The 14,681-nt window shown below is 42.9% G+C and carries 16 protein-coding genes and 1 pseudogene; 13 read left to right on the top strand and 4 right to left on the bottom strand.

Annotated elements, in window-relative coordinates; genetic code table 11:
• Window positions 1-157: 157 nt before the first annotated feature.
• Window positions 158-1,054 carry a lipoyl synthase gene (lipA, locus tag M1D81_RS15430; RefSeq protein WP_008360456.1) on the top strand — a complete coding sequence of 299 codons (897 nt, stop codon included), beginning with the start codon at window positions 158-160 and terminating at the stop codon, window positions 1,052-1,054.
• A gap of 39 nt (window positions 1,055-1,093) precedes the next feature.
• On the opposite strand, the gene M1D81_RS15425 is transcribed toward lipA, so the two are convergent.
• The gene (locus M1D81_RS15425) at window positions 1,094-1,729 is read right to left on the bottom strand and encodes a YhcN/YlaJ family sporulation lipoprotein (RefSeq protein ID WP_456266447.1); all 636 of its coding nucleotides are present in this window, start codon (window positions 1,727-1,729) and stop codon (window positions 1,094-1,096) included.
• A 120-nt stretch (window positions 1,730-1,849) separates the two neighbouring features.
• Here M1D81_RS15425 and M1D81_RS15420 point away from each other — a divergent pair, with 120 nt between their 5' ends.
• The 3 genes from M1D81_RS15420 to M1D81_RS15410 are packed head-to-tail and all read left to right on the top strand — an operon-like array spanning window position 1,850 to window position 3,371.
• The gene (locus tag M1D81_RS15420) at window positions 1,850-2,125 is read left to right on the top strand and encodes a YutD family protein (RefSeq protein WP_087978078.1); all 276 of its coding nucleotides are present in this window, start codon (window positions 1,850-1,852) and stop codon (window positions 2,123-2,125) included.
• Window positions 2,126-2,144: 19 nt separating this feature from the next.
• The gene (locus M1D81_RS15415) at window positions 2,145-2,579 is read left to right on the top strand and encodes a DUF86 domain-containing protein (protein ID WP_456266448.1); all 435 of its coding nucleotides are present in this window, start codon (window positions 2,145-2,147) and stop codon (window positions 2,577-2,579) included.
• Window positions 2,580-2,597: 18 nt separating this feature from the next.
• Window positions 2,598-3,371, top strand: coding sequence for a TIGR01457 family HAD-type hydrolase (locus tag M1D81_RS15410; RefSeq protein ID WP_099663641.1), 774 nt, complete (start codon window positions 2,598-2,600; stop codon window positions 3,369-3,371).
• 39 nt (window positions 3,372-3,410) lie between these two features.
• On the opposite strand, the gene M1D81_RS15405 is transcribed toward M1D81_RS15410, so the two are convergent.
• A complete protein-coding gene (locus tag M1D81_RS15405) occupies window positions 3,411-3,911 on the bottom strand; it encodes a phosphatidylglycerophosphatase A family protein (protein WP_456266449.1) in 501 nt (166 codons plus the stop codon).
• Between the two features lie 132 nt (window positions 3,912-4,043).
• Here M1D81_RS15405 and yutH point away from each other — a divergent pair, with 132 nt between their 5' ends.
• The 6 genes from yutH to M1D81_RS15375 all read left to right on the top strand — a co-directional run bounded on the left by yutH (window position 4,044) and on the right by M1D81_RS15375 (window position 11,697).
• Entirely contained in the window at window positions 4,044-5,066 is a 1,023-nt protein-coding gene (yutH, locus tag M1D81_RS15400; protein WP_456266450.1) for a spore coat putative kinase YutH, read from the top strand.
• A gap of 74 nt (window positions 5,067-5,140) precedes the next feature.
• Window positions 5,141-6,109 (top strand): 2-hydroxyacid dehydrogenase, encoded by a 969-nt coding sequence (locus tag M1D81_RS15395; protein WP_456266451.1) that lies wholly within the window; start codon window positions 5,141-5,143, stop codon window positions 6,107-6,109.
• A 223-nt stretch (window positions 6,110-6,332) separates the two neighbouring features.
• Window positions 6,333-7,634, top strand: coding sequence for a homoserine dehydrogenase (locus M1D81_RS15390; protein ID WP_041107666.1), 1,302 nt, complete (start codon window positions 6,333-6,335; stop codon window positions 7,632-7,634).
• Window positions 7,634-8,695 carry a threonine synthase gene (thrC, locus tag M1D81_RS15385; RefSeq protein ID WP_024423361.1) on the top strand — a complete coding sequence of 354 codons (1,062 nt, stop codon included), beginning with the start codon at window positions 7,634-7,636 and terminating at the stop codon, window positions 8,693-8,695. Before M1D81_RS15390 ends, thrC begins: the two co-directional genes overlap by 1 nt.
• Window positions 8,692-9,624 (top strand): homoserine kinase, encoded by a 933-nt coding sequence (thrB, locus tag M1D81_RS15380; protein ID WP_456266452.1) that lies wholly within the window; start codon window positions 8,692-8,694, stop codon window positions 9,622-9,624. Before thrC ends, thrB begins: the two co-directional genes overlap by 4 nt.
• A 102-nt stretch (window positions 9,625-9,726) precedes the next feature.
• Window positions 9,727-11,697, top strand: a complete 1,971-nt coding sequence (locus M1D81_RS15375; RefSeq protein WP_456266453.1) for a prolyl oligopeptidase family serine peptidase — start codon at window positions 9,727-9,729, stop codon at window positions 11,695-11,697.
• Window positions 11,698-11,913: 216 nt separating this feature from the next.
• Here M1D81_RS15375 and M1D81_RS15370 read toward each other — a convergent pair.
• Window positions 11,914-12,213: pseudogene (locus tag M1D81_RS15370) on the bottom strand (NifU family protein).
• 121 nt (window positions 12,214-12,334) lie between these two features.
• On the opposite strand from M1D81_RS15370, the gene M1D81_RS15365 reads away from it, so the two are divergent.
• The gene (locus tag M1D81_RS15365; protein ID WP_024423358.1) at window positions 12,335-12,664 is read left to right on the top strand and encodes a YuzD family protein; all 330 of its coding nucleotides are present in this window, start codon (window positions 12,335-12,337) and stop codon (window positions 12,662-12,664) included.
• Window positions 12,665-12,765: 101 nt separating this feature from the next.
• Window positions 12,766-12,996 carry a WYL domain-containing protein gene (locus M1D81_RS15360; RefSeq protein WP_025094166.1) on the top strand — a complete coding sequence of 77 codons (231 nt, stop codon included), beginning with the start codon at window positions 12,766-12,768 and terminating at the stop codon, window positions 12,994-12,996.
• Between the two features lie 50 nt (window positions 12,997-13,046).
• On the opposite strand, the gene M1D81_RS15355 is transcribed toward M1D81_RS15360, so the two are convergent.
• The gene (locus tag M1D81_RS15355) at window positions 13,047-14,114 is read right to left on the bottom strand and encodes an NAD(P)/FAD-dependent oxidoreductase (RefSeq protein WP_024423356.1); all 1,068 of its coding nucleotides are present in this window, start codon (window positions 14,112-14,114) and stop codon (window positions 13,047-13,049) included.
• A gap of 255 nt (window positions 14,115-14,369) precedes the next feature.
• Here M1D81_RS15355 and M1D81_RS15350 point away from each other — a divergent pair, with 255 nt between their 5' ends.
• Window positions 14,370-14,606 carry a YuzB family protein gene (locus tag M1D81_RS15350; RefSeq protein ID WP_008346813.1) on the top strand — a complete coding sequence of 79 codons (237 nt, stop codon included), beginning with the start codon at window positions 14,370-14,372 and terminating at the stop codon, window positions 14,604-14,606.
• Window positions 14,607-14,681 lie beyond the last annotated feature (75 nt).

Below are 14,681 nucleotides of genomic sequence, written 5' to 3'. Positions count from 1 at the left end.
ATTCCCTTGTTGTTCAATCTGTACTATGTTAAAGTGTCTAAAGAAAAGGCTTTTGGCCGAAGATTCAATTTTTTGCAGCTTCTTGGCTGCATCCATCGTATATAGCAGGAAGATTTTTTAGATGCACCTTTAACGAATTCATATGGAGATGATGGAATTGGCAAAGAAGGAAGAGCACGTAAGAAAACCGGACTGGCTTAAAATTAAGCTGAATACGAATGAAAACTATACCGGTTTGAAGAAAATGATGCGGGAAAACAACCTGCATACCGTTTGTGAGGAAGCAAAATGTCCGAATATTCATGAATGCTGGGCAGTGAGAAGAACCGCTACATTTATGATCCTTGGATCTGTTTGTACGCGCGCATGCCGTTTCTGTGCGGTGAAAACTGGACTTCCAACTGAGCTTGACCTGCAAGAGCCAGAACGCGTGGCAGATTCAGTAGCCTTAATGAACTTAAAGCACGCTGTTATAACAGCGGTTGCAAGGGATGACCAAAAGGATGGCGGCGCAGGTGTGTTCGCTGAAACCGTTCGTGCGATTAGAAGAAAAAGCCCATTCACGACCATTGAAGTTCTCCCTTCAGACATGGGCGGTAATTATGATAACTTGAAGACGTTAATGGACACTCGTCCTGACATTTTAAATCACAACATTGAAACAGTTCGCAGATTAACGCCAAGAGTTCGTGCGCGTGCTACATATGATCGTTCATTAGAATTCTTGCGTCGTGCAAAAGAAATGCAGCCCGATATTCCAACAAAATCAAGCATTATGATTGGACTTGGTGAAACGAAGGAAGAAATCATTGAAGTCATGGATGATCTTCTTGCCAATAACGTGGATATTATGGCGATTGGCCAGTACTTACAGCCTTCGAAAAAGCATTTGAAAGTTCAAAAATACTACCATCCGGATGAGTTTGCAGAGCTGAAGGAAATTGCGATGTCAAAAGGCTTTAGTCACTGTGAAGCTGGGCCGCTTGTGCGCTCTTCCTACCATGCAGATGAACAAGTAAACGAAGCGTCTAAAAAGCGTCAGGCGCAAGCGTAACAAAGAAAACGCCAGAGCTCTCTGGCGTTTTTTCTCGTATTAATTTTGGCCGTAAGGGGCGTTTCTTCTCATTGTACGGTCTGAATTCGTCATCCCATTTGCATCTTCTTGATTCGATATGTTCCCGCCTTGAGGGGAATACTTCATTTGCTGAATCGTTTTGGTTAAAATTTGGTCAAAATCACGTGAATTGGTTTGAAGACGTGAAAAATTGGCAATGGATTGAAAGTGCTCTGGATTATCAGAGACGTATACATGATAATAACGAGGGAGAACAGAAACCGCCGTTTTCTTTACTTGATCGGCAGATTCATCACGGTTTTTGTTTCCTGTTCGATACACGATGAGTGCATCCTCATCTGTCACAAGTGTGGCTGCATCTTTGATGTTTGGCAGCTGCACCGTTAGACTTGTAATCACGTGGGCAAGATGCTCACGATTTAAAGCAGGGGTTCTTTCTTTCTGATCCGTTACTTGCTGGCGCTGATAACGAACATATCCTGCTCTGTTTGTATCTGCTTCTGGCATATTGGAATTATTTCCTTCATGACGATCCGACAGACGGATGGTTTTACTTGAAGAATCTTCATCCATTTGCCGGTTCATCCCTGATTGAAAGCCGCACCCGCCTAAAAGCATGCTGAGGAGAATCGCGGCAGTCAGTTGTTTCTTCATAAATGTGACCTCCTTTTTCCTTTAGCTTCGGCTAAATCGGAAAAAACATGCTTTAGCAATTGATGGAGTTCTTCCAATGAATTATCATTAAAGATGGATCGTTTAAAAAGAGGTGAGAAGATGATCGTCGTTCAGAATGCTACCTTTGATCTTGTAAGAGAGATCAAAGACGGCTTTAATGAAGAAGCGTTTAAAGCAAGGTACTCAGATATTTTAAATAAGTATGATTATATTGTGGGGGACTGGGGCTATAATCAGCTCAGGCTGAAAGGGTTCTTTGATGACCAAAACCAAAAGGCCACATTTGATACTAAAATCAGCACACTCGATGAATACATTTATGAATACTGTAATTTTGGCTGTGCCTATTTTGTCTTAAAACGAATCAGAAAATAACGCAAAGGGGAGCGTCATAATGTATTTCGTAGACAGAAAAAAGATTGAAGAGACATTACGTTTTTTCGAGGAGCAATATGAGTTGATGCAGAGTCATCAAACATGGACAAGTCCTCTAGAAAAAAAAGCGCTGGAACGAATTGTTCATTTGCTCGTCGAATGTATTCTTGATACCGGAAATGACATGATTGATGGCTTTATTATGCGTGATCCAGGAAGCTATGATGACATCATGGATATACTTGTTGATGAAAAGGTTGTACCAGAAGGAGAAGGAAGTCAGCTGAAAAAGCTTGTCTCATCCCGCAAAACACTTGTGCACCAATATCAGGAAGTAAATCATCATGACTTATTGCAGGTGATCAGCGAAGTAGAGCAGGCGCTAGAGGTCTTTCCAAGCCGCATCCGTACCTACTTGGAACAGGAGCTTGGCCCAGTATCAGCGTTTAAATAAACCATTGGAGTTGTGAGCATCATGAAATACAAAGGCTATTTAATTGATTTAGACGGGACAATGTATAAAGGAACAGAAAAGATCGAAGAAGCAGGTCAATTTGTTCAAAAGTTAAATGAGTTGAACATCCCTTATTTGTTTGTCACGAATAACTCATCACGTACGCCAAAGCAGGTAGCGGAAAAACTCGTTTCATTTGATATCCCAGCAACAGAAGAACAAGTTTTTACAACAAGTATGGCGACGGCCAATTATATTGCTGAGCAAAAGAAAGATGCGTCAGTTTACGTGATCGGTGAAGAAGGAATCAAGCAGGCCATTGAAGAAAAAGGGCTGACGTTTGGTCAGGAAGACGCAGATTTCGTTGTTGTTGGAATTGATCGGGGCATTACATATGAAAAATTAGCAGTAGGTGCGATTGCCATCCGTCAAGGCGCACAATTTGTCTCAACAAATGGGGATATTGCCATTCCAACAGAAAGAGGGCTTTTGCCAGGGAACGGCTCGTTAACATCTGTACTGACCGTGACGACAACGGTTCAGCCGACATTTATCGGCAAGCCGGAATCCATTATTATGGAACAAGCGATGCGTGTACTTGGGACAGATGTGTCTGAGACGCTCATGGTGGGGGATAACTATGATACGGATATTATGGCAGGAATGAATGCAGGAATGGACACATTACTCGTCCACACAGGTGTGACAACAAAAGAGCTGCTTCAGCAGTACGAAAAGCAGCCAACCTATGTCATTGATTCATTATCCGAGTGGATTGAGCGATTATCATAGAAAAAGAGGACAAGCGTTACGCGCGCGTCCTCTTTTTCTTTATTCCGCATTTCTCGCACTATGTGCCAGCCTGCTTGATGCGGCGGCGGCAATAGCGCCGACTATGTCATCTAAAAAGGTGTGGCATTCGCCTGTGGATTTATCGTTGAGTTTCCCCAGAATTCCTGGTTTTTCTTTATCGATATATCCGTAATTCGTAAAGCCGATCGAACCATAAATATTGACGATAGCAAAGGATAAAATTTCATCAACGCCATACAGGCTCTCGTCCGTTTCAAGTATTGATTGAAGCGGCTCAGTCAGTTTTTTTTGCTCGGCGAGTACGTCTAGTTCGACACCCGTTAATATCGCATTTTGGACTTCACGTTTTGCGATGACACGCTCCACATTGTGGATGCACTCTGTCATGTCTAAGCCAGGATGATATTTTTCCTGTAAAAAGTAGACAAGGTCTGCTATATCTTGAATGGTTACGCCTCGTTCTTGTAAATGGCGTCTTGCTGTTTTTTCTACTTCGTTCATCTCATGATGATGCGGCATGTATTCCTCACCCAATCCTCGTAATTTGTCCACGACGTGTAAAAAGCTTCGGATAGTAAATAGTATTCATAAATCCCTCAACCTGCGACTACGATATGATAAGAGATTGATCATAGGAACGCAGGTGAAAACATGAAAGAAACCATTTATCACACATTTGGTATTGATGTTCGTCAATTTACGCCATATGGCAGTTATCAAAGCTTTCAAACGGCGGAGGCTCTCTTCCTCATTGTTCCTGTGTCTCATTTGCGAGAAGAAGAACTCTCGGAGTTGTATCATATCAGTCAGTATTTACTGAATGCTGGAGACCCATACGTCGCTGTGTTTGAATTAACAAATGAAGAGAAACCCACCTATACTCATGGGAAGGAGCAGTATGCTTTATTAAAAGCAGCGCCTCCGCTCTCAAGCCGCTCGTTTCAGCAAGCGTCAGAGCTGGCATCCTTCCATGTCAGGGGAAGAGGATTCCCATATGAAGTATCCGAAACAAAACGTGTCGGTGCCTGGAAGGAATTATGGGCAAAACGATTAGATCAGCTCGAAGGCTTTTGGATGCAGCAAATGCATCAAAAACCGCTGGAACGGTTTGAACAAAAATTCATTGAATCGTTTCCGTATTATCTTGGATTAACGGAGAATGCCATTCAATATTTAGTCGATACTGAACTTGATGATGAACCGAAAGAAGGTGACTCAGGCACTGTCTGTCATCAGCGCTTTTCACGTATGACATGGCCGCATGAGCAGCCGCTGCGTTTACCTGTGGATTGGGTCTTTGATCATCCAACCCGTGATCTTGCCGAATATTTAAGAGAGACCTTTGTACAGCATAAGGAGGATTTAATTGAAGAGGGCTTTTCCTTTCTACAGCAATATGAACAGGTGACACCTCTTTCCTCCTTTTCAAAGCGTTTGTTATACAGCCGCCTGCTGTTCCCACTTCATTATTTTGAAATTGTGGAAGGCTACTACATGTCGGGAGAAAATGAAAAAGCATATTATGAAGAGCGGTTAGATTACGTCTTAAATGATGCCAATCGTTATGAATACTTTCTGAAGGTCTTTCAAGAAATGAGTGCCATGCGAAGCGGCGGGAGCCCCATTCCGGCTGTTGGCTGGATTCAGCCTGCAGCTGATTTGAAGTTTCAGTGAACAGACGAAACGTCTCTTTTCTCTTGAGGCGTTTTTCGTTATGCTTAAAGAAATCGATAAAAGGAGTGTTCTTCTTGACGAAACCTTACGTCTATATCACAAGAAAACTGGATGAAGCATCACTTACACCATTAAAAGAAGCCGCTCATGTTGAGATGTGGCCAAGCGAGGATGAGCCGTGTCCAAGAGAAGAGTTAGAAACACAAGCTGCTAAAGCGGATGCGCTTCTCACCATGCTGTCAGATCAAATAGATGAGGCCCTTTTATCAAAGGCCCCAAACGTCAAGGTAGTTGCAAACCTTGCTGTTGGTTATGACAATATAGATCTTGAAGCAGCCAAAAAGCGCGGAATCACCGTATGTCATACACCAGATGTCTTAACAGAATCGACGGCGGATTTAGCCTTTGCTCTTCTGATGGCGTCAGCTAGACGCATTGTCGAGGCGAGTGATTGGATTAAGGATGGAAACTGGACAGGCTGGGGGCCGCTTCTTCTTGCCGGTGCTGATGTTCATCACAAAACGCTCGGGATTGTCGGAATGGGCAGCATTGGAACAGCACTTGCCAAGCGGGCCAAAGGCTTTAATATGAATGTCCTTTATCATAATCGTTCCAGAAAACCCGAAGCAGAAGCGCAGCTCGGTGTGACCTATGCGGCTTTTGAGGAACTGCTCAAGCAGTCTGATTTCATCGTCTGTCTGACGCCGTTAACCCCGGAAACAAAAGACATGTTTAATGAAAAAGCATTTGATCTGATGAAGAACTCTGCTTATTTCATTAACGTATCAAGAGGACAGACTGTGGATGAGGATGCTTTATACGAGGCTGTCACAACAGGAAAAATTGCCGGCGCTGGTCTGGATGTATTTAGAGAGGAACCTGTCAGCCCGTCTCATCCGTTAACGACATTACCTAACGTCACAGTCCTTCCTCATATTGGAAGTGCTAGTGTCGAAACGAGAAAAACGATGATGCGTTTATGTGCTGAAAATATTGCGCTTGTCTTACAAGACGAGCCAGCCAAAACGCCGGTTCGTTCATAATATAAGGCTTCCCGGCTTTCGGGAGCTTTTCTGACAAAAATATTTTGAAAATATAGAATCTTGATATAAATAGCTGTTAAGCGGTTTCATTCTGACAATCTCTTATTTTATTACCTTGTCAAAATGAGGATACCCCTTTATAATGTGTGTACATTGAATGTCTGTGTAAGGTTAACAAATGTCTTTTTAGAGAGGACATTTACGGAGAAAGGTGGAATTTCAGGTGAAGGCAATTCGAGTTGGGCTGTTAGGATTAGGAACAGTGGGAAGCGGTGTCGTAAAAATTATCCAAGACCATCAGGATAAATTAATGCACCAAATCGGCTGTCCGGTATTAATACAAAAAGTGCTTGTGAGCAATCCCGATAAAAAAAGAGATGTGGATGTCGCAAGAGAGGTCTTCACAACTGAAGTATACGATGTGATTAGAGATCCAGAGGTCGACGTCATCATTGAAGTGATGGGCGGCATTGAAGAGACAAAACAATATTTAATAGATGCGTTAAATGAGAAGAAGCATGTCATTACAGCCAATAAAGATTTAATGGCGCTTTACGGTACGGAGCTTTTACATGTAGCGAAAGAAAATGGCTGTGATCTTTATTATGAAGCAAGTGTCGCCGGAGGAATTCCGATTCTTCGCACGCTGGAGGAAGGGCTGGCCTCTGACCGAATCACTAAGATGATGGGGATTGTGAACGGTACAACGAATTTTATTTTAACGAAAATGAATGTCGATAAAAGCGCATATGAGGATGTCTTAAAAGAAGCACAAGATCTAGGCTTTGCAGAAGCAGACCCGACAGCTGATGTAGAAGGACTAGATGCAGCAAGGAAAATGGCGATTCTTGCAAGACTCGGTTTTTCCATGAATGTGGATTTAGAGGATGTAAAGGTGAAAGGTATTTCTGATATTTCTGATGAGGATATTAATTTTAGTAAGCGGTTTGGCTATACAATGAAGCTGATCGGCATTGCTCAGAGGGACGGAGAGAAAGTAGAGGTCAGCGTCCAGCCAACCTTACTTCCTGATCATCATCCATTATCATCCGTCAACAATGAATTTAATGCGGTGTATGTCTACGGAAGTGCTGTAGGAGAAACGATGTTTTACGGACCTGGAGCAGGAAGTCTGCCAACGGCAACAGCTGTTGTATCAGACTTAGTCGCAGTGATGAAAAACATGCGCCTTGGCGTGAACGGAAGCGGATTTATCGCACCGCAGTTTGAGAAGAAGATCAAATCCTCATCAGAAATATTTGCTCAGCAATTTTTAAGAATTCATGTTAGAGATCAAGTCGGGGCATTCTCCCGCATTACATCTATTTTTTCTGAAAGAGGGATCAGTTTTGAAAAGATCCTTCAGCTTCCTGTGAAAGGACATGATGAGCTGGCTGAAATTGTGATTATTACACATCAGACTTCAGAAGAAGATTTCTCAAATATCCTGCAAAAATTAAACGACCTCGACGTGGTGGTTCAAGTGAAGAGCACGTACCGAGTAGAAGGGAACGGTTTAAGCTGATGAAATGGAATGGACTTATTGAAGAATTTCAAGAATTCTTACCAGTAAACGAATCTACACCTAAACTAACATTAAATGAAGGGAATACACCGCTGATCCATCTCGCCAAGCTTTCAGAAAAGCTGGGAATCGAGCTTCATGTGAAAACAGAAGGCGTCAATCCAACAGGTTCTTTCAAGGATCGAGGAATGGTGATGGCCGTTGCAAAGGCTAAAGAAGAAGGCAACGATACCATCATGTGCGCTTCAACAGGGAATACCTCTGCAGCAGCAGCGGCTTATGCAGCCCGTGCGGATATGAAATGTATTGTCATCATTCCAGACGGGAAAATTGCCTTCGGTAAGCTTGCACAGGCCGTCATGTACGGAGCAGAGATCATTGCCATTGACGGCAACTTTGATGATGCACTAAAAATCGTCCGCAGCATCTGTGAAAAAGCACCGATTGCCCTTGTTAACTCGGTCAATCCTTATCGAATTGAAGGACAAAAGACAGCAGCATTTGAAATCTGTGAGCAGCTAGGCTCTGCCCCGGACGTACTGGCGATTCCTGTTGGAAATGCCGGGAACATCACGGCCTACTGGAAAGGCTTCAAGGAATATCATGAGAAAAAAGGAACTGGACTCCCTGTCATGCGTGGTTTTGAAGCAGAAGGTGCAGCGGCAATCGTTCGAAATGAAGTGATTGAGCAGCCAGAAACAGTGGCAACGGCTATCCGTATCGGAAATCCAGCGAGCTGGAAACAAGCTGTGGCAGCCGCAGATGAATCAAACGGTAAGATTGATGAAGTGACTGATGAAGAAATTCTTCATGCGTATCAATTGATTGCACGTGAAGAAGGTGTGTTTGCAGAGCCGGGTTCATGTGCGTCGATTGCAGGCGTGTTAAAGCAGGTGAAATCTGGAGAAATCAAGCCAGGCAGTAAAGTTGTTGCGGTACTAACAGGCAACGGATTGAAAGATCCAAATACGGCTATCGATATTTCACAAATCAAGCCGGTCACACTTGATGCAGATGAAGATCAAATTCTTGAACATTTAGAAAAGGCCGCACGCGTATGAGTGAAGCCTCCATGCTTTTTTCAATCACAGTACCGGGAAGCACTGCCAATTTAGGACCAGGCTTTGATTCAGTTGGAATGGCGCTCAGCCGCTATTTAAAGCTATCGGTCTATGACCATGATAGCTGGCTGTTTGAAGCAGAAACAGATGTCGTGTCTGGGATTCCATCAGGCACCGACAACCTGATTTATCAAACAGCCAAAAAGGTCGCAGATGACTTTGGAAAAACACTCCCGCCTGTTCATGTCAAAGTGTGGAGTGATATTCCATTGGCACGGGGGCTTGGCAGCAGTGCTGCTGCCATCGTGGCCGCCATTGAACTCGCCAATCAGCTTCTTGAATTAAACATGACAGATGATCAGAAGCTCTTTTATGCAAGTGAGGTGGAAGGTCATCCAGATAATGCGGGTGCCTCTTTATTTGGTGGTTTACTGATCGGTCTCCATGAAGAAGACAAAACACATGCCGTTAAAGTGCAGCAAGTGGATGTAGATGTCGTCGTGGTGATTCCTTTTTATGAAGTGCTCACAAAGGATGCCCGTGATGTCCTGCCAGAAGATTTCTCCTATAAACATGCCGTCAGTGCGAGTGCTGTGAGCAACGTCCTTGTTGCCGCCTTAATGACGCAGAACTGGCCGCTTGTTGGAGAAATGATGAATAAGGATTTATTTCATCAGCCTTACCGCACAATGCTTGTGCCAGAGCTGTCGAAGGTGGAGCATGTCGCTTCGCTTAAAGGAGCGTATGGAACGGCTTTGAGCGGTGCTGGACCGACGATCCTCACCTTAGTGGAAAAAGGGAAGGGAGAAGCGCTGAAAGAGCAGCTTGCCCAAAATTTCCCGCATTGCGAAGTCGATTTGCTGACGGTGCCAGTAGAAGGTGTTGTCGTGCAGCATCATCCTGTTAATCAAGTAAAGAACGTGCTGTGAATCTGCACGTTCTTTTTTTATGCTTGTTTTTATGGGAAGAAGCAGGGATTATTATTTAGAGGATCGAACTATTTTTTAAGCATAAAAGGGGGAGATACGTTCATGAAGAAATTGATGAAGGCAGAAGATTTAACGAAGATTGTTTCTGTTTCCCATCCGGTTTATTCACCAGATGGAAAAAAGGCAGTCTTTACAAAAGTCTCTGTGAATGAGAAAAAAGACGATTACAACATCCATTTATTGGTTCGAGATGAAGAGACAGAGGAACTGGCACAATGGACATTTGAGGATGGAAAGCATCATCAGCCAGTTTGGTCAAAAGACGGCAGGCAGCTTGCTTTTATTTTACAAAAGCCAAAAGAAGTCCCTCAGCTGGCGCTCATGAAGAGCGAAGGAGGCGGCGTGCGAACCTTAACGACGATTCCTTACGGAGTATCTCATCCTGTTTTTTCCCCAGATGGTGCTTTTCTTTATGCAGGTGTGTCATTGAAACAATCAGAATCTGTTCATGATGAAAAAAAGGAAGAGCAAGATGACTTTGCTCCAGCGGTATATGATGATTTAACCTATAAAGCAGATGGAAGAGGTTTTTTAGATGGGCGTGTCACGCAGATCGTGAAGGTGGATATCGGTTCAGGAGAGGTAGTGCCTGTCACGAGCGAGCAGGTTCATCATATGAATCATACGGTTTCTCCTTGCGGCAAATGGCTAGCCTTTATTCAATTAAATCCACAGATACCTTACATAAGTGACGTGTGTCTTCTGTCATTAGAAGATGGTCAGACCAAAAAGATCACACAAGCAAACGGCGCTTATTCCACCGTATCTTTTTCTCCAAATGGAGAGAGTCTTTTGTATATTGGACATGAGCGCGAATTTCAAAATGCCACCTTCCCATCAATATGGCTGTATGATCTGAAGGAAGAAAAGACGGTTCAACTGTCAGAAATGCTCGATATGTATGTTGGGAACTGTATGGCAGGAGATAGCGTGATGGGAGAGGTCTATCAGCTTCCGCAGTGGACAAAAGACAGCCAAGGGTTTTATGCGCTTGTTTCTGATCAAGGCAGTACAGGGATTTATTATTTCTCTATTGAAGGTTTAGCCTATCCTGTTCGACTAGAGGCGGAACATATCACCAATTTCAGCCTTCATCCAGATGAATCCAAACTGCTGCTCAGCCGGCTTACACCTGTTTCACCAAGTGAGCTGTATGAGATAACATTAGAGGAAACAGAACTAAAGCAAATCACGTTCGAGCATGATGATTTTCTAAAGGAGCATATCGTATCCGAACCTGAACCATTTTCTTTTCAGTCAAAAGATGGAGACGAGGTGCATGGCTGGTTTATGAAGCCTTCCAAGATGGAAGAGGGAAAGAAATATCCGCTCATTCTAGAGGTTCATGGCGGACCGCATGCCATGTATGGTTATACGTATTTTCATGAATTTCAAATGCTCGCTTCTGAAGGCTACGCCATCGTGTATATCAACCCGCATGGCAGTCATGGGTATGGACAGATGTTTACTGACCGTGTGAGAGGAAACTATGGTGACGTTGATTATGACGATGTCATGCAGGCTGTTGATCATGTGCTTAAAGCCTATGATTTCCTTGATGAAACAAGGCTTGGCGTGACAGGCGGCAGCTATGGCGGTTTTATGACCAACTGGATTGTTGGTCAAACCGACCGCTTCCGTGCAGCTGTCACACAGCGTTCCATTTCAAACTGGATTAGCTTTTATGGCATCAGTGATATCGGTTATTTCTTTACAAGGTGGCAGATTGATGGGGATATTTATGATTCTGTCGATAAGCTATGGGATCGTTCGCCGCTAAAATATGTGAAGCAGGTGAACACGCCGCTGCTCATCTTGCACAGTGATGAAGATTATCGCTGCCCAGTTGATCAAGCAGAGCAGCTTTTTGTGGCCTTGAAGGAGCTTGGGAAAGACACAAGATTGGTCAAATTCCCGAAGGCATCTCATGATTTATCCAGAAGCGGCCACCCGGGGCAGCGTATTCAAAGACTGACTTTTATAAAGGAATGGTTTAGAGAAAAGCTAGCTTAATAAAAAACGACCCTTCAGCGTGCTGACAAACCCTCGCATTCGGTGTCAGTCCTGCGTGCTGGTGCTCACGAATAGAAAATTCGCTCCGCGCCAGTACTCGTCCTTCCTAGACTTCAAGGGTTTTCATATCACGCTGAAAAGAAGACAAAGGGCTAAAGCCTTTGTCAATCATGAAAAAAACGACCCTGATTGGGTCGTTTTCATGTCATATATGAATTAGAAAACCTGTTCAACTTCTACAACGCCAGGCACTTCTTCTAATAATGCGCGCTCAATACCGGCTTTCAATGTAATGGTTGAACTTGGGCAGCTGCCGCATGCACCAAGAAGACGTAATTTCACAATGCCATCTTCAATGTCTACAAGCTCACAGTCTCCACCATCACGTAATAGAAATGGACGAAGTTTGTCCAGTACTTCCTGTACTTGGTCTTTCATTTCGACTTCAGTCATTAGATATAATCGCTCCTTTCACAACATATCACCATTATATTCATCTGGACGATAAAAATCTATTGATTGGTTTCAAAGTTTCCTTCTCATTATAGCACAATCTCATCTTGAAACAAAAAGTGATTTTGACTTTTTTCATCCAGAAAATTCAGCTAAAATGAAGAAAGAATAGGGGGCTTGTCAAATGAACAAAACCGTCGATCTTTATGTATATGGAAGAGATGTCTTGTGCGCTAGCTGCGTGAATCTGCCTTCTTCAAAAGATACGTTTGAATGGTTAGATGCAGCATTAAAACGAAAATATCCGAATCAGCCTTTTCGCATCACATATATTGATATTGAGCACCCGCCAGAAAATGAACAGCAAAAGGAATTGTCTGAACGAATTCTTGATGATGAATTCTTTTATCCGCTTGTCTTAGTAGAGGATCAAATCGTTGGAGAGGGCAATCCGAAATTAAAAGACATTTATCAAGAAATGGAGAAATACGGGTACAGGGAGAGCAGTGAATAAGCTGTTCTTTTTTTGAGAAATATAAACGAACGAGTGTTCCTATTTCAGGTTGAAAAAGAACGTTTGTTCGTTTATAATGAAATGAAAGGAGCGTGAGCATCATGAATTATTTACTGAAACAATCTCTTCATCAGCAAATACCGATTGAGATGATTTATATGAAGAAAAATGGAGAGTGCACGAAGAGAAAAATCATTGTCCACCGTGAGACGGATCAGTTTATCCAAGCGTATTGTTTATCGAAGAAAACGATGAGAACCTTTCGTAAAGACTGCATTCTTGCCCTTGCTCCGATCAAATGGACCAACTCATCGGCACATGCCGTTTCATAGAAAAAAGCTCCCTCGTCACGAAGGAGCTTTGAGAAAAAATTCACATAATTTTAGCCGTTGTGATGCTTATACATCCAAAGCAGTCCAGATTTCAGAAGTCTTGGCACCCTGCCAACAAGTGGACGATCTGCCACTAAGCCAAATCCGGCTTTTTTCCCTAATGAACCTAAAACACCTTTTAGCTTAAACTGTGGATAAGCCTCAGGAAGCGGCTCATTTTTCCATCGTTTTTGCAGAGATTGGACAATTTGTTCTGCCTGCGCCTCAGCAAGCTGTGCACTTGGGGCATGCGGCAGACTTGCGCAGTCACCTACGACATATACATGCTCATCCCCTGGGAGATTGTGATGAGGAGTTAATACGACACGGCCTTGTGCGTCTTTTTCAACATCCATCTCTCGTACCACTTTGCTTGGCTGTATTCCTGCTGTCCACACGATTACATCAGCTTCAATCGCGTCATCATGGTTATAAACAAGACCTTCTTCAACCTTTGTAATATTGGCACAGTTAATAATCTTTACGTCATTTTCTTCAAACCATTTTTGCACATACAAACTTAATCTTTTTGGGAAGCTTGATAGAATCAGCTCTCCGCGGTCAAAAAGAATAATGTTTAAATCAGCACGGCTTTCTCTTAATTCACTGGCCAGCTCTACCCCGCTAAGTCCAGCACCGACGATGCCAACCGTTGCACCTGCGCTCAAATTGTTTAATTTGTTATACGCATGTCTTGACTGATCAATGGTTTGAATGCTGTATGTATGTTCTTTCGCACCAGGGACATTATGATACTTGTCCTCACAGCCGAGTCCAATCACCGTATCATCATACGGAATCGGTTCACGGTCGCTGAATAAGATCTGTTTGTTTTCAATATCAATTTTTTCAACTTCCCCGTATTGAATATCCAGCTTCGGATGCTCTGGAAAAGATACTCGAATGTGATGATCAGAGATCGTTCCAGCAGCAAGTGCATAATATTCTGTTTTTAAACAGTGGTAAGGATTTCGATCAATTAATGTGATAGTGACATCATCAGGTAATTGATTTGGCAATAAGCGGTGGAGAACCCGCATATTCCCGTAACCTCCGCCGATCAAGACTAAATTTTTCATGACGATTCTCCTTTTCCCCGTAGACATTGAAAAACACTTATACTAAAAAACTTTAAGTTAAAATACCAAATAAAATTATATCGAATTTACTGTGAAACCACAATAATTGTTTCAAAATAACCTACATATTCATCAGTTAGTCCTAAATAGTAAAACATTTTAAGAGGAATAGGCGTAACGATACAGGCGAAGCTCATATTTTGACTAATACAAGGAATTTCGGTAGGATGGTAAGGCAATGTGAGGTGAAGCACAGTGTTTCCACTGATCGAATTTTGTGTAAGTAATCTTGCACAAGGGTCTCAAGAAGCAAAAGAGAAGCTTGAAAAAGACCCAAACCTAGACGTAATGGAATACGGCTGTTTAAGCTATTGCGGCAAATGTATGGACTCCCCATTTGCACTTGTGAATGGAGAATTTGTTTCAGGAGAAAATGCAGAGCAGCTAGTCGAGCGTATTTATGCTTTTATAGAGGAAAACGACATGTTTTAAATGCACCACATGGGTCATGAGGTGCATTTTTTTCACATTTTCGGCTTCCATTTTTAAGGAGAATCAATAGAAAGC

The organism is Bacillus sp. JZ105 (assembly GCF_053903125.1).
Note: the sequence above shows the minus strand (reverse complement) of the source record. Positions and strands in the feature narration are given on the sequence as shown.

What these genes read in the sequence shown, in the direction of transcription:
- M1D81_RS15425 (WP_456266447.1), bottom strand. Translation starts at nt 1,729, where the DNA reads ATGAAGAAACAACTGACTGCCGCGATTCTCCTCAGCATGCTTTTAGGC.
- M1D81_RS15420 (WP_087978078.1), top strand. Translation starts at nt 1,850, where the DNA reads ATGATCGTCGTTCAGAATGCTACCTTTGATCTTGTAAGAGAGATCAAA.
- M1D81_RS15415 (WP_456266448.1), top strand. Translation starts at nt 2,145, where the DNA reads ATGTATTTCGTAGACAGAAAAAAGATTGAAGAGACATTACGTTTTTTC.
- M1D81_RS15405 (WP_456266449.1), bottom strand. Translation starts at nt 3,911, where the DNA reads ATGCCGCATCATCATGAGATGAACGAAGTAGAAAAAACAGCAAGACGC.
- yutH (WP_456266450.1), top strand. Translation starts at nt 4,044, where the DNA reads ATGAAAGAAACCATTTATCACACATTTGGTATTGATGTTCGTCAATTT.
- thrC (WP_024423361.1), top strand. Translation starts at nt 7,634, where the DNA reads ATGAAATGGAATGGACTTATTGAAGAATTTCAAGAATTCTTACCAGTA.
- thrB (WP_456266452.1), top strand. Translation starts at nt 8,692, where the DNA reads ATGAGTGAAGCCTCCATGCTTTTTTCAATCACAGTACCGGGAAGCACT.
- M1D81_RS15375 (WP_456266453.1), top strand. Translation starts at nt 9,727, where the DNA reads ATGAAGAAATTGATGAAGGCAGAAGATTTAACGAAGATTGTTTCTGTT.
- M1D81_RS15365 (WP_024423358.1), top strand. Translation starts at nt 12,335, where the DNA reads ATGAACAAAACCGTCGATCTTTATGTATATGGAAGAGATGTCTTGTGC.
- M1D81_RS15360 (WP_025094166.1), top strand. Translation starts at nt 12,766, where the DNA reads ATGAATTATTTACTGAAACAATCTCTTCATCAGCAAATACCGATTGAG.
- M1D81_RS15355 (WP_024423356.1), bottom strand. Translation starts at nt 14,114, where the DNA reads ATGAAAAATTTAGTCTTGATCGGCGGAGGTTACGGGAATATGCGGGTT.